The organism is Shewanella mangrovi, from assembly GCF_000753795.1.
GTDB classification, from domain to species: Bacteria; Pseudomonadota; Gammaproteobacteria; order Enterobacterales; family Shewanellaceae; genus Shewanella; species Shewanella mangrovi.
In genome coordinates this window covers 75,879-94,143 of record NZ_JPEO01000012.1, presented here as the reverse complement: position 1 = coordinate 94,143, position 18,265 = coordinate 75,879, and the positions used below count along the sequence as shown (strand labels likewise).

Annotated in this window: 17 protein-coding genes; 6 read left to right on the top strand and 11 right to left on the bottom strand. The window is 49.7% G+C overall.

Translation table 11 applies throughout. The features are described 5' to 3' along the window. Positions 1-71: 71 nt before the first annotated feature. The 3 genes from rpsI to zapE form a co-directional block, all read right to left on the bottom strand. Positions 72-464, bottom strand: coding sequence for a 30S ribosomal protein S9 (rpsI, locus tag HR45_RS14200; RefSeq protein ID WP_037444144.1), 393 nt, complete (start codon positions 462-464; stop codon positions 72-74). A gap of 14 nt (positions 465-478) precedes the next feature. Next, the gene (gene rplM, locus HR45_RS14195; protein WP_037444141.1) at positions 479-907 is read right to left on the bottom strand and encodes a 50S ribosomal protein L13; all 429 of its coding nucleotides are present in this window, start codon (positions 905-907) and stop codon (positions 479-481) included. Between the two features lie 207 nt (positions 908-1,114). Next, positions 1,115-2,221 (bottom strand): cell division protein ZapE, encoded by a 1,107-nt coding sequence (gene zapE / locus HR45_RS14190; RefSeq protein WP_037444139.1) that lies wholly within the window; start codon positions 2,219-2,221, stop codon positions 1,115-1,117. 300 nt (positions 2,222-2,521) lie between these two features. On the opposite strand from zapE, the gene degQ reads away from it, so the two are divergent. Both degQ and degS read left to right on the top strand, forming a co-directional pair. Further along, positions 2,522-3,877 (top strand): Do family serine endopeptidase DegQ, encoded by a 1,356-nt coding sequence (degQ, locus tag HR45_RS14185; protein WP_037444137.1) that lies wholly within the window; start codon positions 2,522-2,524, stop codon positions 3,875-3,877. A gap of 164 nt (positions 3,878-4,041) precedes the next feature. After that, a complete protein-coding gene (gene degS, locus HR45_RS14180) occupies positions 4,042-5,124 on the top strand; it encodes an outer membrane-stress sensor serine endopeptidase DegS (RefSeq protein ID WP_037444166.1) in 1,083 nt (360 codons plus the stop codon). 60 nt (positions 5,125-5,184) lie between these two features. On the opposite strand, the gene rraB is transcribed toward degS, so the two are convergent. Then, positions 5,185-5,586, bottom strand: coding sequence for a ribonuclease E inhibitor RraB (rraB, locus tag HR45_RS14175; protein WP_037444135.1), 402 nt, complete (start codon positions 5,584-5,586; stop codon positions 5,185-5,187). A gap of 51 nt (positions 5,587-5,637) precedes the next feature. Then, on the bottom strand, positions 5,638-6,354 hold the full coding sequence (locus HR45_RS14170; RefSeq protein ID WP_037444134.1) for a 1-acylglycerol-3-phosphate O-acyltransferase: 717 nt from the start codon (positions 6,352-6,354) through the stop codon (positions 5,638-5,640). A 156-nt stretch (positions 6,355-6,510) separates the two neighbouring features. Here HR45_RS14170 and HR45_RS19740 point away from each other — a divergent pair, with 156 nt between their 5' ends. Then, positions 6,511-6,636: a hypothetical protein gene (locus HR45_RS19740; protein WP_037444131.1), complete on the top strand. Its 126-nt coding sequence runs from the start codon at positions 6,511-6,513 to the stop codon at positions 6,634-6,636. Here the strand turns inward: HR45_RS19740 and HR45_RS14160 are convergent. The 5 genes from HR45_RS14160 to HR45_RS14140 all read right to left on the bottom strand — a co-directional run bounded on the left by HR45_RS14160 (position 6,633) and on the right by HR45_RS14140 (position 14,233). Continuing rightward, the gene (locus HR45_RS14160; protein WP_037444164.1) at positions 6,633-6,962 is read right to left on the bottom strand and encodes a hypothetical protein; all 330 of its coding nucleotides are present in this window, start codon (positions 6,960-6,962) and stop codon (positions 6,633-6,635) included. The genes HR45_RS19740 and HR45_RS14160 overlap by 4 nt on opposite strands. 102 nt (positions 6,963-7,064) lie before the next feature. Next, positions 7,065-10,193: an efflux RND transporter permease subunit gene (locus HR45_RS14155; RefSeq protein WP_037444130.1), complete on the bottom strand. Its 3,129-nt coding sequence runs from the start codon at positions 10,191-10,193 to the stop codon at positions 7,065-7,067. Between the two features lie 2 nt (positions 10,194-10,195). Then, complete coding sequence (locus tag HR45_RS14150; protein WP_037444127.1) at positions 10,196-11,344, bottom strand: efflux RND transporter periplasmic adaptor subunit; 1,149 nt, start codon at positions 11,342-11,344, stop codon at positions 10,196-10,198. Positions 11,345-11,547: 203 nt separating this feature from the next. Further along, positions 11,548-13,251 (bottom strand): formate--tetrahydrofolate ligase, encoded by a 1,704-nt coding sequence (locus HR45_RS14145; RefSeq protein ID WP_037444125.1) that lies wholly within the window; start codon positions 13,249-13,251, stop codon positions 11,548-11,550. Positions 13,252-13,396: 145 nt separating this feature from the next. Beyond that, on the bottom strand, positions 13,397-14,233 hold the full coding sequence (locus HR45_RS14140) for a MaoC/PaaZ C-terminal domain-containing protein (protein WP_156104080.1): 837 nt from the start codon (positions 14,231-14,233) through the stop codon (positions 13,397-13,399). Between the two features lie 183 nt (positions 14,234-14,416). On the opposite strand from HR45_RS14140, the gene HR45_RS14135 reads away from it, so the two are divergent. Next, a complete protein-coding gene (locus tag HR45_RS14135; RefSeq protein WP_037444121.1) occupies positions 14,417-15,190 on the top strand; it encodes a methyltransferase in 774 nt (257 codons plus the stop codon). Here HR45_RS14135 and HR45_RS14130 read toward each other — a convergent pair. Next, positions 15,187-16,062 carry a TraB/GumN family protein gene (locus tag HR45_RS14130; protein ID WP_037444119.1) on the bottom strand — a complete coding sequence of 292 codons (876 nt, stop codon included), beginning with the start codon at positions 16,060-16,062 and terminating at the stop codon, positions 15,187-15,189. The genes HR45_RS14135 and HR45_RS14130 overlap by 4 nt on opposite strands. A 45-nt stretch (positions 16,063-16,107) precedes the next feature. Between HR45_RS14130 and HR45_RS14125 the strand changes: the two genes are divergently transcribed. Beyond that, positions 16,108-16,416 (top strand): hypothetical protein, encoded by a 309-nt coding sequence (locus HR45_RS14125; RefSeq protein ID WP_037444117.1) that lies wholly within the window; start codon positions 16,108-16,110, stop codon positions 16,414-16,416. A 100-nt stretch (positions 16,417-16,516) separates the two neighbouring features. Beyond that, a complete protein-coding gene (locus HR45_RS14120; protein WP_037444115.1) occupies positions 16,517-18,265 on the top strand; it encodes a GGDEF domain-containing protein in 1,749 nt (582 codons plus the stop codon).

Here is an 18,265-nt window from a genome sequence, read left to right as displayed (position 1 = left end):
TAGGAGGTGGTTTAAGGGTGACAATAAAAAAACCCGGCAGAAGCCGGGCTTTTGAAAATAGCCTTGTGCGATTAACGCTTAGAGAATTGTGGTTTACGACGTGCTTTACGCAGACCCACTTTCTTACGTTCAACTTGACGAGCATCGCGGGTAACGAAACCAGCGGCACGCAGAGTAGGACGCAGAGCTTCATCCAGCTCCATCAATGCACGAGTAATACCGTGACGGATAGCACCAGCTTGACCAGTGATACCACCACCTTTAACAGTGACATAGATGTCCAATTTTTCAGTCATTTCAACCAGTTCAAGCGGTTGACGAACTACCATGCGAGCAGTTTCACGACCAAAATAAACATCCAAAGGACGCTTGTTAACTACGATATTACCACTACCTGCTTTGGCAAATACGCGGGCAGTTGAAGTTTTGCGACGGCCAGTGCCGTAGTACTGAGTTGCAGCCATTTGCTTAATCCCGTTTAGATATCAAGAACTTGAGGTTGTTGTGCAGCGTGGTTGTGCTCTGCGCCTGCGTAAACTTTCAGTTTACGGTACATAGCGCGACCCAGAGGGCCTTTTGGCAGCATACCTTTAACTGCTTTCTCGATGATCATCTCTGGTTTGTGCGCTTGCAGCTTTTCAAAGTTGATCTGCTTGATTCCACCTGGGAAGCCTGAATGCGAGTAGTATTGTTTACCAAAAGCTTTGTTACCTGTTACAGTCACTTTCTCAGCATTGATAACGATGATGTAATCACCGGTATCTACGTGAGGAGTGTACTCAGGCTTGTGCTTACCACGGAGACGCAAAGCGATTTCAGTGGCGATACGACCCAAAGTCTTACCTTCAGCATCAACAACATACCAGTCGCGAGCTACAGTTTCTGGCTTGGCAGTAAAAGTCTTCATTATTACAAAAACCCAAAGTTAAATTCTGTCACATGTTGAATCGACATGACTCAACAATACACGCCTTCGCTATACCCCTTCGAGCATAATTTGGCATTAAATCCGCCCATTACGGACGGAGTAACGTGGGCAGGGCGTGGATTATAGACAAAGCTGAGTTAAAAATCACCTGCTTTTTTGACTAAAATCCGCAGATTGGCGCCTTTTTTAGACGCCGTCATTTGGCAGATGTTCGAGTGCTAAATATTCGCGTGATTGCATCTCAATTAAGCGTGATCGACAGCGGCGAAATTCAAAACTCAGTAAGCCTTCAGTATAGATTTCATCCAGTGCCACTGCTGAAGAAATAATCAGTTTTACTCGACGTTCATAGAATTCATCGACCAAGGCCAAAAAGCGCCGTGCGATATCATCTCCGGTTTGCTGAGCCCCCATCTGCTCCACGCCTTGTAACAATACGGTGTGATAGGCTGTGGCGATTTCCATATAGTCGAGTTGGCTGCGAGGCCCATCGCACACTGCTCGAAAATCCAGCCACAAGACGCCATTGGCATATTTGACGGTTTTAATATCGCGTCCATCAATGTGCAGCGGCGCAGTTACGACCTCAGCACCACTGGTGAGCTGCTCGAAGTAACGCGCCAAATTACATTGGGCTGTTTCGTCTAACGGGAAATGGTAGATTTCCGCCTGCTCTAAGGTACGCAGTCGATAATCGATACCTGAATCGACGTTCAATACTTGGCAGTGGTTATTTATTTGGGCAATTGCAGGAAGGAAGCGCGCCCGTTGCAGACCGTTACGATATAGCTCATCAGGAATGATGTTGGAAGTCGCGACCAAAGCCACACCTTCACTGAATAATGCAGTAAAGAGTGTGCCCAACAACATGGCATCGGTAATATCCGAGACAAAAAACTCATCAAAGCAGATAACTTGATATTGCTTCGCCATCCGCTTAGCAATCACTAACAAGGGATCTTGTATGCCTTTGAGCTCATTCAGTTCACGATGGATACGCAACATAAAGTGATGAAAGTGTGCCCGTAACTTTTTATCCGTTGGCAGCGACTCGTAAAACAGATCCATAAGATAGGTTTTACCACGCCCAACCCCCCCCCACAGATATAAGCCCTGCACTTGCGGCACTGGATTTTTAACAAACCAACGCTTAAGTCCTGTCACTGGCGGCTGTTGTAGCTCATCAAAAACGCGTTGCAGCGCTTTTACAGCTTGCTCTTGTGCACTATCAAAACTGAAATCTTCGCGGGTGAGATCTTGCTGGTAACGTTGCCAGGGAGTTGTAACTGCCACTTGAAATATTCTCTTTAAGCCTTATTTGACAAAGTGATGTGGATCAAATTTTGATGCGAATGGTAGCACGCTCAACGCGGCTCGCCTACTCGATTACAGTCGTAGCCATTACGGCTAATCGAGGTCGTCTGTCAAAGTTGCATTATGCTTGTAAGGAATTAATTAATCTTTGTTAATGGCAGAAACTTTTGTGAATTGTGGTTAGTCGGAGTTAGTAACAAAGCTCAAGCGAGTCGCACTCATTTCGCTTCAGCATGACTGATGAACAATTCCGGATTCGGATATTAGGAGCAAACCTCGATGAAGACAAAACTATCACTGATATCTGCAGCACTGTTAGGTGCCAGTCTGATGTGTGCACCTGTTATTTCACAGGCCGCCATTCCGCAATCAGTTGACGGCCAGCAAATACCAAGCCTTGCCCCCATGCTGGAAAAGGTCACCCCAGCCGTTGTCTCTGTTGCGGTATCAGGCAATAAAGTATCGCGTCAACGGGTACCAGATGTGTTCCGCTATTTCTTCGGCCCTAATGCGCCACAAGAGCAGGTGCAGGAACGTCCATTCCGTGGCCTTGGTTCAGGGGTGATTATTGACGCCGATAAAGGCTATATCGTCACGAATAACCACGTGATTGACGACGCTGACGATATTAAAGTTGGCTTGCACGACGGCCGAGAAGTGACTGCCAAGCTGATTGGTACCGATAAAGAGTCAGACGTTGCGCTGTTGCAAATCGAAGCCGATAACCTCACCGCGATTAAGCCAGCGGATTCGGACTCCATCCGCGTAGGTGACTTCGCGGTCGCGATTGGTAACCCATTTGGCCTAGGCCAAACGGTGACTTCAGGTATTGTCAGTGCACTGGGTCGCAGCGGCCTTGGCATTGAAATGCTAGAAAACTTTATTCAAACCGACGCCGCCATCAACAGCGGTAACTCAGGTGGCGCCTTGGTCAACCTCAAGGGCGAATTGATTGGTATCAACACCGCTATTGTGGCGCCAGGCGGTGGTAACGTCGGTATCGGCTTCGCCATTCCCGCCAACATGGTGCACAACTTAGTGCAACAAATTATCGACCACGGTGAAGTGCGTCGCGGTGTGTTGGGTGTGATGGGACGTAACCTCGATAGCAACTTGGCAGAAGGCTTCGGCTTGAAATCACAACACGGTGGCTTCGTTAACGAAGTCGTGAAAGATAGTCCTGCCGACAAAGCCGGTATCAAGGCTGGTGATATCATCGTTAGCATCGACGGTAAACCCGTGAAAACCTTCCAAGAGCTGCGCGCGAAAATCGGCACTATGGGGGCTGGCAGCGACGTCGAGTTGGGAATCATTCGTGATGGTGATGAGAAAACGATTGATGTCACCTTAGGTGAAGCGAGCGATGTAAAAGAGCAAGCTGCGGGGAGTATCCACCCAATGCTGGCGGGCGCCACGTTGGAAAATAAAGACAAAGGCGTTGAAATCACCAATATTGCCGATGGTTCACCAGCGGCAATGAGTGGACTGCAAAAAGGTGATGTCATTGTCGGTATCAACCGTTCGCGCATCAAAACCCTGAAAGAATTAAAAGAAGGGTTGAAGGAGCATGAAGGCGGCGTAGCGCTGAAAATCATGCGCGACAACAGCCTGCTTTATTTAGTGCTGCGCGGATAGGCACGCTATCACTCTAGGCAAAAGAGCTGCTTCGGCGGCTCTTTTTTGTGGATAGGCAAGATAGCGATTACGCAATCGGTTTAAAAGCATTTTGGCCAATGGCCGATGCGCTTAAAAACTGTTATTCTAGCCCAACTTTCAAACAGTTAACTCAGCAGCTAAGCATGTTTAAAGATACCCTGCTCTATCTCAGCAAAGCGATAGCCTTTGGTTTAGTCATGGCTGCTGTTGTGCTGGCATTTAATCATTTCAGTAAATCCTCTGTGAATCTGTTTCAACAGAGCGATGACTTGCAGCGCATGTCGTTTAACACTGCAGTCCGCAAAGCCGCCCCTGCGGTGGTGAACATCTACAACTTGGGCATGAGCCAAAACCGGCCACTGAATAAAAGCAAGCTACAAGGCTTGGGCTCTGGCGTCATCATGCGCAGCGAAGGCTATATCATCACTAACTACCATGTGGTGGAAGATGCGGATGAGATTGTCGTCGCATTGCAAGACGGGCGTAAGTTCAGTGCTGATATTGTCGGCTTGGACTTTGATACCGACCTAGCGGTACTTAAAATCGAAGGCGACAAACTGCCGGTGGTGCATGTCGATCTGTCATCGCCAGCCAATGTGGGTGATATCGTGTTGGCCATCGGTAACCCCTACAATATTGGTCAAACCATCACCCAAGGCATTATTAGTGCCACTGGGCGTACGGGCTTGAGTAGCACGGGGTATCAAGATTTCATTCAGACGGATGCGGCCATTAACGCCGGTAACTCAGGTGGCGCGCTGATTGACACCACGGGCAGCCTCATCGGCATTAATACCGCCGCTTATCAACTGCGTAATGAAGGCGGAGGCCACGGCATTAACCTCGCCGTCCCGATCAAATTGGTCTATGACATCATGGGCAAACTGATCAAAGATGGCCGCGTGATCCGTGGTGCTTTAGGTATTTCGGGCGAAGAGGTGATTAATCCAGTCGTCGGCCAGATGCTCAAGATCGCCAATTTGCGCGCAGTGGTCATTAACTCAATGGAAACCAATGGTCCGGCGGCGAAAGCTGGCTTGCAGCCTGGCGATTTGATTATCAAATATCGTGGTGAAGTTGTTATGGGGGTCACTATGCTGATGGATCGCATCGCCGAGACGAAACCCGGCACTGAAGTTACGATGCAAATCGTCCGCGGCAGCAAGATTATGGATGTAAAAGTCGAGATTGCTGAGAAGCAGGTGTCCTATCCCGATAGAAAATAGGGTTTGTGCGACTGCGTGATAAATAAAAACGCCGACTGATGTCGGCGTTTTTATTGCGATTTAGTGACTGACCACCGGCTCATCTTCGTCATCTGCATCGTCAACTTCGTCACCCATAAAATAGGTGCCCCAGCCGTCATAGTCGACTTTATGTTTTGCCGCTAAACCTAAAAGCTTTTCACAGGCGTTGTCCAATAGGTCAACATCCAGCGCATGATTGGCTACCGCATCAAAACAGAACAGTAATGAGCCATCATCCATCTCAACCTCTTCGGCGTCATTCACTTCAAAGCCAAGTTTGAACGCATCTACCGCGGCTTTTTCTAACTTATCAAAGTTAGTAGCAGAGAAATGATGCTCAATCGTGTATTCGGCATCCGGATCAGAACCATCCTGCAACAGGGATTCTACGATATCGCGGTTCTCTTCCATCTGCTGTTTCAGCAGTTGCTCAATAGACATAAGCATCTCCAGTAAAGCAGTTCAGCACTGCTAATAGTTGATTGACTGCCGCTATTTAGCAGCAGCGATCTGTTGATTCAATTCAGTAAATTTAGCCGCCATCTGCTGATGCGTCGTCGCCGCGAGATGTTTGGCATCGGCCGCCGTTAACTTATTCGTATCAATCGGTGCTAACACCTCAATGATCACTTTGCCGTTACGCCAGCGGTTAAGCCGAATATCCCCTTGGCAACTTGCCACCACTGGCACCAAAGGCACACCCGCGGTAATTGCCGTATGAAACGCCCCGGATTTAAATGGCAAAATCCCACGACCACGACTACGGGTACCTTCAGGGAAAATCCATACCGACAACTTTTCATCACGAATACGCTGCGCAGTTTTACTAAGTGTCTCCACCGCCGTCGCACGATTTTTACGGTTAATCATAATGTTGCCAGACAACCAATAGATCAGCCCGAACAGAGGGATCCACAAAATACTGCGTTTACCCAAGGTCACAGTGCCTGGCACCATCACATTTGAGTGAGTAAACAGATCATAGTTATTTTGATGATTGGCGACAAAGATACAGGGCTGACAATGCGCCCGTTCTGGGTGACGGATTTCTAATTCGATGCCCATAAGCTTGGCGCACCAGCTAAAAGGACGCGAAAGCACGTACACGTTGTGACGATGCAGTGGCCGCAACAAACAATAAAGCGTGCCGCAGACAAACAACAACACTAGCATCAGCGCCAATATCAGGCACCTCAACAGCAACAGCATAACTCGCTCCTTTTGGACAGGGCCGCCAGTATAGCGATACCGCCTTGCACTCTCAATCGGCAAACCACGAACTTAAGCTGATTTAGCATTTGATTAAGCGAGACTTAAGAGTATAACTCTAGCCTATGGCAGGATTGATAACGCAGGGACTTTGATATGCTGGCTTTTCTTCGCAAACACCTAGGCTTGATTTTAATTGCTATCGTACTGTTTGGCGGTGTCTTTGGCGGTATCTATTACGTTGAGCAATCGCTCTCAGCGCAAGAACGCGTCATCCACTAACGATAACGCTGGCGCTCTGCACTGTTGTCGACTTGTGGTGGACGCTCCACCACTTGCAGTTGATCCATCAAGTGAGCAATAAACAGGGTTATCACGCCCAACATGGCGGCAACACTTAAGCCGCCGCGCAGGCCCGGTTGCCACCACGCCAGTAATGCCATCGCCAACGCCCAATAAAATCCCACCAGCTTTAGCCGTTGAGGCCATACACTACGTCCAAGCCACGCGCTGCAAGCTGGACAACGGATCTGTGCTCTAAAGCCTTTGCCGCGTTGCTCAGCAATATTTTCTAGCGGAATTTTCTTGCTGCAATGGCTACAGATCATGACACCCAACAATCACTCAATAAAAGGGCGAGCATTCTAGCAAACTGCCCGCCCCAAGGTATAGCGCTGGCTTAACAACTCGCCAACTCGATGACGATTGATTTAGTCGTTATAGACTGGCTTACGCTTTGAAAACAGGCTACGCACCAACACAAAGAACAGCGGTACTAAGAAGACGGCCAACATAGTCGCCGTGAAGGTACCACCCACGATCCCTGAACCAATAGACGTGCGGCTATTGGCGCCAGCGCCAGTGGACAATGCCAGCGGCAGCGTACCAAAGATAAAGGCTAACGACGTCATCAAAATCGGCCGTAAGCGCAAACGAGCACCTTCTAAGGCGGCATCCACTGCAGATTTTCCACGTTGATAGGCTTCTTCAGCAAACTCCACAATCAAAATCGCATTCTTTGACGACAGACCTATGGTCGTCAACAACGCCACCTGAAAGTAAATATCGTTTTCCAAACCGCGCATTGAGGCCGCCACTGCCGCACCAATCACCCCCAGCGGGATCACCAAAATCACTGAAAACGGCACCGCCCAGCTCTCATACAACGCCGCTAAGCAGAGGAACACCACCAAAATGGAGATGCTATACAGTAGCAGGGTTTGCCCTTGGGCTAACTGTTCTTGAAACGACAGACCACTCCACGCATAAGCCGTTTTACCCGCAGGTAACTCGGCCACATGTGCAGCAATTTGTGCCATCGCTTCACCAGAGCTGATACCGTTTGCCGCCCCTTGCAACTGATAAGAAGCCTGACCATTAAAACGACTCAGTGACTGTGGCCCAGAGCTCCAGCGAATATCACTGAAGGCAGAAAATGGCGTCATGCTAGTGTTGCCGTTCTCATCGCTGCCACGTACAAACCATTGGCTCAAATCGCTCGGTGCAGACCGATAAGGAGCATCTCCCTGCACATATACCCGTTTGACACGACCGTTATCAATAAAGTCATTTACATAAGTGCCCGCCCACGCCGTGCTGAGCGTGCTGGTCACGTTAGACATGGTTAATCCAAGTGCCATTGCCTTGGCGTCATCAATATCCACTTTAAGTTGCGGTGAGTCACTTAGCGAACCTTCACGCACGCCACTGAGCAATGGGTCTTGTCGCGCCGCTTGCAATAATTCGTCTTTATAGCCCGCAAGCTCATCGCGCGTCGTGCCTGAGTTCGCCAGCAACTCCATGGTAAAGCCACTACTGCGCCCCAAACCTCGAATAGGCGATGGCGACATCGCGAACACTCGAGCGTCACGAATCGATGCAAGATGCTGACTCGCACGGCGCGTAATCGCTTCAGCGCTGTTCTCATGTCCCGGACGCAACGCCCAGTTTTTCAGTGACAGGAACGCCATCCCTGAATTTTGCCCGTTACCCGCGAAGCTAAAACCAGAAATGGTGAAAATCGCATTGAGGTTATCTTTCTCATGGGTGAGAAAGTACTCTTCAATCTGCTCAGCGACCGCACGGGTTCGTTTAATCGATGCGCCCGTTGGCAGGTTGAACTGCACCATGGCATTGCCCTGATCTTCGTTCGGCAGGAAGCCCGTAGGTAGCCGATACATCAACACGCCCAGCACCGCCACAATGGCAAAATAGAACACCATCCAACGTACTGGCGTCGCCAGCACCTGTCCAACGCGACCTTCGTAGCCGCGGGTCATGCGGTCAAAGTTACGGTTAAACCACCCAAAAAAGCCTTTAACACTGTGGTTAGCATCACTCGGTTTCAATAAGCTGGCACACAGGGTTGGGGTTAAGGTCAACGCCACAACTACAGAAAGCAACATTGAAGAAACGATCGTGATCGAAAACTGCCGGTAAATAACCCCCGTTGAGCCACCAAAGAAAGCCATCGGTAGAAATACTGCGGATAGCACCACTGCAATCCCCACCAACGCGGAACTGATCTCTCGCATCGATTTAATCGTGGCGGCGCGAGGCGATAACTTTTCTTCGCGCATCAAACGTTCGACGTTTTCCACTACCACAATGGCATCGTCCACCAGCAATCCAATCGATAGCACCATGCCGAACATCGTCAGGGTGTTGATGGAGTAACCAAATACCTGCAATACGCCAAAGGTACCGAGCAATACCACTGGCACAGCGATGGCTGGGATCAACGTGGCACGCCAGTTCTGCAGGAAAGTGAACATCACCAACACCACCAACAGAATCGCTTCAAACAGGGTTTTCACCACCTCTTCAATTGAGATACGAATAAAGTCAGTGCTGTCGCGTGGGAACGCCACTTGATAGCCTTCTGGAAAGGAGTCTTTCATGCGCGCAATGGTGTCTTTCACTAGCTTCGCCGTGGTCAGCGCATTGGCACCGGGTGCGAGCATTACTGCCATACCAGAAGCAGGATGACCATTGAGACGAGGCAGTGAGCGATAGTTTTCGCTGCCGATTTCCACCCGAGCCACATCTTCCAGCTTAACGTCAGCACCATCGCTATTGTGCTTCACAATAATCTGACGGAACTGATCTGGCGTTTGCAGCATAGATTTCGCGGTTACTGTCGCGTTGAGCTCTTGCTCATCCAGCGTTGGCATGCCACCGATATTACCGGCCGCCACTTGGGTATTTTGCGCCCGCAGCGCACTGGTGATATCGGAAGGGATGAGGTCATACGCTGCGAGTTTTGTCGGATCAAGCCAAATACGCATCGCATGCTGACCACCAAATACCCGAATATTACCCACCCCTTCAATACGGGCGATGGTGTCCTGCATGTTCGACACCAAAAAGTCCGACACATCGTTAGACGTCGCCTTATCGGTTTCATCATACAGCGCGAATACCAGCAAAAAGTCGCTTTGGGACTTGGTAACCGTTACCCCTTGCGACTGCACCACCGTCGGCAAGCGCGAGGTTACCTGCTGCACCTTGTTTTGCACCTGTACTTGCGCGGTATCGGCATCGGTCCCTTGCTCAAAGGTCACCGTAATCGACGCACTACCAGCTGACGAACTCGACGAGGAAAAATAAAGCAGCCCGTCAATGCCGGTAAGCTGTTGCTCAAGGATCTGCGTGACACTGTTTTCAACCGTTTGTGCATCGGCACCAGTATAGGTTGCTGAAATGCTGATGGTGGGCGGTGCTACGTCAGGGTACTGAGCAATCGGCAACTTAACGATGGAGAACACCCCGGCGAGCATGATCACAATCGCGATAACCCATGCAAATACCGGGCGGTCGATAAAAAACTTGGCCAACATGGTTATTGGCCTCCCATGGCCGTTACAGCTTCACCGCCGAACAGATGAGCCGTTACCGTCTGACCGGGACGCACTTTCAAGCTGCCTTCGACAACAACCTTATCGCCCGCTTTAAGCCCTGAGGTAACAATCCAATCGGACGCCACGGCATTACCCAGTTCCACCTGCTGACGCACGATTTTGTTGTTTTTATCCACAACCAGCGCGTAGGCATTGCCATTAGCATCATGGGCAATCCCCTGTTGCGGCACCTTGATACCATTAGGAATGATGGCTTGAGCAAAGCTGGCGCGCACAAACATGCCCGGCAGCAACAACTCTTGCGGATTGGCGAATTGCGCTCTTAGCGTTACCGAGCCAGTAGCCCGATTTACTGCGACTTCGCGCGCCAACAACTGGCCTTTCACCGCATAGTCGCTGCCATCTTCCAACTTTAAGCTCACCTGCATATCACTCTGTTGCAGCTGACCGCTGGCGAGCGCTTTCTTCATCGTCAGCAGATCTTTACTGGATTCAGTCAGATCAACATAAATGGGGTCAAGACTATGAATGGTGGTCAAGGCGGTGGTTTGATTACTGGTGACTAACGCCCCTTCGGTCACGCTGGAAATGCCAATATAACCGTTGATAGGTGCGATGACTTGAGTGCGTTTTAAGTCAATGGCGGCGCTGTTAACTGCCGCTTGCGATGCTTCCACCCCCGCCTTGGCTTGCAAATACGCTGCATGCGCATCTTCTGCATCTTGTCGGCTGACATCATTGGCTTTTACCAATTTACGATAACGTTGATCGCGCAGTTCCGCTGTAGTCAGTGCCGCTTCGGCAGTGACCAGATTCGCTTTGGCTTGGTCGAGTGCCGCTTGGTAACTTTCGGGATCAATTTGATACAAGAGATCGCCTTTATTAACCCAAGCGCCTTCGGTGAACTGACGTTTTTGAATAATCCCACCCACTTGCGGCCGTACTTCTGCCGTTTGGGTGGCGCTTACCCGCCCTTGCAATGAGGTTATCATCGGCAATGTTTCCGTGGTTACCGTAATCACGCTGACATCCGCAGCAGCACCTTGGCGCGGCATAGTTTGTGAAGGTGATTGATCACAACCTGCCAACAGCGACAGCATCAGCAACGCGTATGGAAAAGATCTGGACATTGAGGGCCTCAAGTAGGGCTAGAGTGCAAAGAATTGACACTTGTTAACATAAAGAGATGTGAGCAATTTACCAAGCTGGCGGCAGCAAACAAACGCAAAGATACAACATCAATTATTTCAGAATGTTTTTTTGACACACATTTGTTACAAATTGCTTATATAGCGCCAGCAATAGTAGGTTATCGCTGGCGCTAATGGGGATGTTAAAAGCCTTGAATATCGCCGTTATCGTCAATATCCAACTTGAGATAACCCGGCTTAATTCCCAGCCCCGGCATGGTCATAATATTGCCGGCAAACGCGGTGACAAATCCGGCACCAGCATTCAATTTAAGTCCGACAATCGGCAGAACAAAACCGCTTGGCGCCCCTTTTAGGCGAGGATCATGGCTAATTGACATCTGTGTTTTAGCCATGCAAATCGGTAAGTGATTGCCACCAAGCGCCTCTATCTGTGCTAATTGTTGCTGTGCCTGAGTCGACAACTCAACTTCACTAGCACCGTAGCCGCGTCGCGCCAATTGCTGCAAACTCTGCATTAGCCCTTCATCTGGGTTGTATAACGGCAGAAAGGCGACTTGCTGTTGCAAACAAGTTATTACCGCCTTCGCCAAATCAGTTGCGCCATCGGCGCCGTCGGCGAACGCTTGACTTAACTCTACCGCATCAGCACCGGCCTCGATTGCGGCAGTGCGTAACCACTCAAGTTCATCAGCAGTATCATCTGGAAAACGATTTATCGCGACCACCACAGGCAGACCATATTGCTTAACGTTGGCAATATGCCAAGCCAAATTACTCATGCCCTGCTGCAAGGCCGCGAGATTCGGGTAATTGATTTCACTGGCCGTCACGCCCGCATGACTTTTTAGCGCTTTAAGGGTTGCCACCAGCACCACACAGTCTGGGGTGACACCCGATGCGCGTGCTTTGATATTACAGAATTTCTCAAAGCCCATATCAGAGCCAAAACCGCCTTCTGTTACCACAATCTCATTCAATCCCAGCGCAATTTCATCGGCTATGACAGAAGAATTCCCATGGGCGATGTTGGCAAATGGTCCGGTATGAATCAGGCACGGCGCCCCATTAATGGTTTGCATCAAGGTTGGTTCGATTGCTTCGCGTAAAATCGCCGCCATCGCCCCTGCAACACCGAGTTGTTCTGCGGTGATCGCTTGCCCTTGCTCATCGAACGCCAACAATAGATTACCTATTCGCGTCCGCATATCGGCCAGGTCACGACTAAGCGCCAGCACCGCCATCAGCTCAGAAGCAGCAGTAATATCAAATGAACACTGACGCTCAGGGCCATTATTGCCAAGACCGATACGAATATTGCGCAGTGCGCGATCGTTATGATCCATCACGCGATTCCATACCACGCGCTGCGGGTCAATGTTGAGCGCAATTAGACCACTTTGCCGAGTGAACTCTTCTGCACCTAAGCGCTGCTCATGGTGTAGCCGGGCATCAATGGCTGCCGCCGCAAGATTATGCGCAGCACTCACGGCATGAATATCACCGGTAAGGTGTAAGTTGAGCTCTTCCATCGGCACAATTTGGGCGTTACCACCACCAGCTGCGCCGCCCTTAATGCCAAACACCGGGCCCATGCTCGGCTGACGTAAGCAAGCGCAAACACGCTTACCTAATTGATGTAAAGCTTGGGTCAAACCGATACTGGTGACGGTTTTCCCTTCACCAAAAGGGGTTGGGGTAATGGCGGTGACCAATACCATTTTGCCCTTAGGCTGAGCGGCTAAGCGCGGCAAGACTTGGAGATCGACTTTAGCTCGCGTCACGCCATAGCTACGGAATTCATCGGGCTTAAGCCCCATTTGCACCGCGATATCGGCGATCGCACGTAACTCGGTCTGACGAGAAATTTGAATATCTGACAACATGTAGGGTTCTGCTCTTACGGCGGATTACGTCTTTAAAGCAGGCATCATAGGGGAAAACTGCCTAACACTTAAGCAGCAAATAAAGGCAGAGTAAAAAAGCATTACTTCGCTCATAAATCTGAGCGAAGCAGTTTACTTTTGCGGATTAGTCCAGATATTCGATTTGGCCTAACAGATGTGGTCGACGGCCTTTTTCATCTCGTAATTCAAAGAGATGACCATTTGCACTAAGCTGCGCACCAAAACTGACCGTAGCGGGCATAAACAGGGGTAATTTAAACGCGACATCCACCGCAAACGGATATTGGCTGATGCAGGGCATCAGTTCCGCGACACAGCGCGCTTTAGACCACATGCCGTGGATCAAAATACGATCAAAGCCAAAACGTTTCGACAGAATCGGGTGCAGATGGATCAGGTTGTAGTCACCCGAAACTTTGGCATATTTACGCCCTAAATCGTCTTCGAGACGCCAAAAGACTGCATCGTCCCACGGCATATCGCTCGCTTTCGGCGGTCGCGCTCGACGGCCCGGTTTGCCGGTGCGATACAGATAAGTAGACACCGAACGCCAAACCACCTCATCACCGACAAACACTTCAGCGAACACGTCAAATTCTAAACCGGTATCGGTCTCACGACTGTCGTTCAGCGAACACTCGAGGCGCACTTGTTCATGTACCGTCACCGGACGTAAACACTCAATACGATTCGCTAAGTGGATTAAGCCGAGCAACGGGAAGGTAACTGACTCATGGGTAAACAGCGTCGCGTGCAAGCGAAACACTAATACATGCAGATAAGTTGGTGGTAACACATTGCCATCAAAGGAAAAACCGCAAACTTCAGCATATTCTTCGACATTGCCAATATGTAGCGAAACATCCGCAGTACTGACTTTTAATTGCGGTAGCGGTTGTTGGTCCCATCCAGGTTTGCGACCAAAGAAAATTTTGCGGTACAGCGAAAACAACGAGGGCATTGCCCGCAGTTCCATACAGGATTCCATTTACCTTTCACCACTGAAAATAACAATCAAACTGCAGAATCAATAGCTTGCAACAGTCAACTGTGCGCTATTATCTCAATGAAATAATTAAGATTAGTGTCTTTGATAGTGAATTATGAGAAAATTCAGCCACGCTTCACACTAAGCCATTCCATCGTGCAGGACAAGAATTTCGATACACTGGTCGGCAAATTTGCCAACAACATATATGGTACACCGAAAGGTGAGATTCGCGCAGCGGTAATGTGGCGCGACTTACAGGAAATGCTAGCCACAACGGAAAAACGACCGTTGCGGATCCTCGATGCTGGCGGTGGTTTTGGCTATTTCAGTATGAAATTAGCACGCTTAGGTCATGAGGTGGTGTTGTGCGATATTTCGCGCAATATGCTCAATGAAGCACAACGGCTGCTTGATGAGGAGCCAGAACCACTCAATGTGTCGCTTATACATAGTCCGATTCAAGCCTTGTCAGCGAACACTTTGGGTCAGTTTGACATGATCCTCTGTCATGCCGTGGTTGAGTGGCTAGCCGATGCCAAAGCGACCATGGAAAACCTACTGACACTGCTCACGCCCAATGGCTTGTTCTCGCTGATGTTCTATAACATTGAAGCGATGCGCTTTCATGCGCTGATTTCCGGTAACTTTGATTATGTGAACAACGGCCTCAAGGCCCGTAAGAAGTCGCGGTTAAGCCCAGATCATCCACTGGCGATTGCTGAGGTGGAATCGTGGTTTGCCGAATGGCAGCTTCAGACCTTAGGTATGTCCGGCGTACGCGTAATCCATGACTATATGAATCGCCGCTTACCGGTCGATTTTAGTCCCGCACAACTGGTGGAAATGGAACTGGCATACTCGCGCCAACAACCCTATTTATCGTTAGCGCGCTATGTACACCTCATGGGCAGAAAAGCTGCCAACTAACCTTTGGGCGAGCATTGCTGTTGGTTGCAATCTCGCACCTTGGCCCCCGCCTTTTGCAACAGCTGCACGACACTGTGTTCGCCGACCAAGTGACCCGCGCCGACAGCGACGAACAGCGGTTTGTCTGCCGCGTTAAGATAGTTGAGCACGCCGCTGGCCATTACGCGATTACGATCCCACAGCACAGTTTTCACTAACTCAGTCCCGCCTTGCCGTTGCAGCTCAGCTTCACTTAGCTGACTCAGCTTTTTCGCATTACCGGTTTTCCACGCATCGACGAGTTGCGCCAAATCGCTGTCTGGCGCCGATACCGCATCACGTACCATCGCCCACTGTGTTTTGATGTTGATTGACGACAGCATCTCAACTTGACTCTCCGCCGTTTCCAACGCCAGTAGCGGGCGTTGCCCCAGTTGCTTAATCAGCTGGGTTTCGGTGCCATAGTCGGCGCTATAGCCATTCTGACTGAGGCGTAACATAGTAAACTGCAGTGCCTGTAACCAAGGAGACAGTTTGGTGAACTGGTCACAATAGGGTTTATCGGCACAATAATTATCGACCGCCGCTTTCGTCTTAGCATCTGGTGTTGCGGGCGTCATGCCATACTTGCGCATCAAGCCAATCGCGGCAGGATCACGCACATCAACTTCTAATACCAAGGCACCAGCACTCGCATAAGCGTCGCTGATGTTGCTGGGCAATGGATAAAATTCCGCTTTGCCGACATGAAAGGAACCGAGTAACCACGCCGTTTTACCCTGAAAGTTAACCTGATAGAACACAGGTGAAACGGGAGTGTTTGCCCATAACGCGCTACTGAAAAATAACGCGACAGAGCAGATGACAGTCAGCCATCTCCTTGTTGCTGTCATATCGGTTCCTTATAATGCCAACATTTCAATTATTCGGAGACCGTTATGCCATACGGCAATGTCATTCCGCAACTTAAAACCAACCTGCAGACAGCCTATCGTCAAGCGGTTGATGCCGATGCCAAATTGGATCAATTGCAACAGGCTGGTCATGCTAAGTTTTCTAAAATTTTCTCAGCTGAACAAGGGTTTACTACCCAAAGCACACGCTTTTTACCATACGTTAAAGAGTTGGCAGCAGCGGTCAGTCAATTAGAACAAGCTGAAGATCAAGCCTTGCTTGAGTCTGTGGTTAAGCGTTTAGGGCTGATCTTGATGACGCTGGCACAATTTAAAGAGCAAAGCCGCGGCTAAACTCAGCTCACAAAATCAACAATCAGCGAATTAGTGTCATATAACTGTCACCAATGCTTTCTATGCTGCCATCCATTTGGGCAGTATCGGTGACGACATCATGCATATCCTTGACGAAGCAGCGCTTCTTGATTCCATTCTCAATGCAGAAGCGATCGAGGTGCATTTTCAGCCGATTGTAAATATTGCCGCTGGGCGCATTCATGGCTACGAAGCCTTGAGTCGCGGCCCAGCGAGTAGTCCGTTACATACGCCATTTCATCTGTTTGGTGCCGCCGAGCGCAACGCACGCCTATCTGAGTTAGAAACCTTGTGCCGTAGCGCAGCGATTCAGCAATTTAGTCAGCGACAATTGCCCGGTAAGCTGTTTATCAATATCAGCCCGAAAGCATTGCTTGACCCTGACTATCCCAAGGGACAGACCTTGCGGATAGCACAACAACTGGGTTATTCGCCGTCTCAGATCGTGATTGAGCTGTCTGAACAATATCCCGCTGAAGATATCGATTTACTGAAATCTTGCTTAGATCATTATCGCAATCAGGGCTTTCAGGTCGCACTCGACGATTTAGGCGCCGGCTACTCTGGCTTGAGACTGTGGTCCGAGCTTGCCCCTGACTATGTAAAAATCGACCGACACTTTATTGATCGCATCGATCAGTTCCCGGTGAAGCAGGAGTTTGTTCGCTCAATTGTCGAACTGTGTCAGAGTCTCACCTGCAAAGTGATCGCCGAAGGCATCGAAACCGATGCTGAACTGGCCATTCTACGTCGTCTTGGCATCAGTTTATGCCAAGGGTTTCTATTGGGTCGTCCGGCCACGCATCCAGCACCGACAATTCAGCTGCAGAATCATCATGCACCATTACTGCAGCAGCCAAGATATAACGAATCTGCCGAATGCTTATGTGAAATCAGTGAAACACTGCCGCCAACCACGCGCCTTAAAGCATTGAGTCAGCACTTTATGCAGCGCCCGGCACTCCAAGCCGTCGCGGTGATCGATGGTGATAAAGCACTAGGCTTAGTCTATCGGCAGAGCCTGTTGGAGTTATTTTCCACACCGTATGGCCGCGCCTTACATGAGAATCATCCCATTACCAACATCATGGACGCAGATGTACTAATGGTTGAAGCCAGCGAGCCACTATCCCATGTCAGCTACCAGCTCACCTCTGATGATAATCGCTACATAGCGCAGCAATTTATTATTCTGCGCCACGGCAAGTTTTTAGGTATCGGCCATACTCGCGATCTGCTGCAACGTATCACCGAGCAGCGAATTCAAACGGCGCGTCACGCCAACCCGCTGACAGAATTGCCCGGCAATGTGCCCATTCAACAGGAATTACAACGCTTGGCAAACAGCCAGACGCCCTTCTATTTGGCCTATTTTGATCTAAATAATTTTAAGCCTTACAACGATGTGTACGGCTTTGCCAAAGGGGATGAAGTGATCCGTGACACCGCCAACCTGCTACGCCGTTTTGGTCTACAGCAGTTTATTGGTCATGTCGGCGGTGACGACTTTGTGATGATTGGTACTGCCGAGCGCATGGTCGAAGATTGCCAACGTATATTGCATGAGTTTGAACGGCTGAAACAGCGCTACTTTCTGGATGAACATTGGCAGCAACAGCAATTTAGTGCCAAAGACCGTCAGGGACAGCAATGCTTACACGGTTTAGTGAGTCTGAGCGTCGGAATACTTCCCCCAGAACTCACCTTCGGTGCCGATGAAACCCAGCTTTCAACGCTAAGTGCTTATGCAAAAAAACAGGCAAAACTCACACAAAGTGGGTTTTGCCTGCTTCAGCAGCCGACACTGGCGGCGCGGCAAATCGCTTAA

Coding starts and splice junctions, on each gene's coding strand:
- rpsI (WP_037444144.1), bottom strand. CDS start 464: ATGGCTGCAACTCAGTACTACGGCACTGGCCGTCGCAAAACTTCAACT.
- rplM (WP_037444141.1), bottom strand. CDS start 907: ATGAAGACTTTTACTGCCAAGCCAGAAACTGTAGCTCGCGACTGGTAT.
- degQ (WP_037444137.1), top strand. CDS start 2,522: ATGAAGACAAAACTATCACTGATATCTGCAGCACTGTTAGGTGCCAGT.
- degS (WP_037444166.1), top strand. CDS start 4,042: ATGTTTAAAGATACCCTGCTCTATCTCAGCAAAGCGATAGCCTTTGGT.
- rraB (WP_037444135.1), bottom strand. CDS start 5,586: ATGTCTATTGAGCAACTGCTGAAACAGCAGATGGAAGAGAACCGCGAT.
- HR45_RS14170 (WP_037444134.1), bottom strand. CDS start 6,354: ATGCTGTTGCTGTTGAGGTGCCTGATATTGGCGCTGATGCTAGTGTTG.
- HR45_RS19740 (WP_037444131.1), top strand. CDS start 6,511: ATGCTGGCTTTTCTTCGCAAACACCTAGGCTTGATTTTAATTGCTATC.
- HR45_RS14160 (WP_037444164.1), bottom strand. CDS start 6,962: ATGATCTGTAGCCATTGCAGCAAGAAAATTCCGCTAGAAAATATTGCT.
- HR45_RS14155 (WP_037444130.1), bottom strand. CDS start 10,193: ATGTTGGCCAAGTTTTTTATCGACCGCCCGGTATTTGCATGGGTTATC.
- HR45_RS14150 (WP_037444127.1), bottom strand. CDS start 11,344: ATGTCCAGATCTTTTCCATACGCGTTGCTGATGCTGTCGCTGTTGGCA.
- HR45_RS14145 (WP_037444125.1), bottom strand. CDS start 13,251: ATGTTGTCAGATATTCAAATTTCTCGTCAGACCGAGTTACGTGCGATC.
- HR45_RS14140 (WP_156104080.1), bottom strand. CDS start 14,233: ATGCCCTCGTTGTTTTCGCTGTACCGCAAAATTTTCTTTGGTCGCAAA.
- HR45_RS14130 (WP_037444119.1), bottom strand. CDS start 16,062: ATGACAGCAACAAGGAGATGGCTGACTGTCATCTGCTCTGTCGCGTTA.
- HR45_RS14125 (WP_037444117.1), top strand. CDS start 16,108: ATGCCATACGGCAATGTCATTCCGCAACTTAAAACCAACCTGCAGACA.
- HR45_RS14120 (WP_037444115.1), top strand. CDS start 16,517: ATGCATATCCTTGACGAAGCAGCGCTTCTTGATTCCATTCTCAATGCA.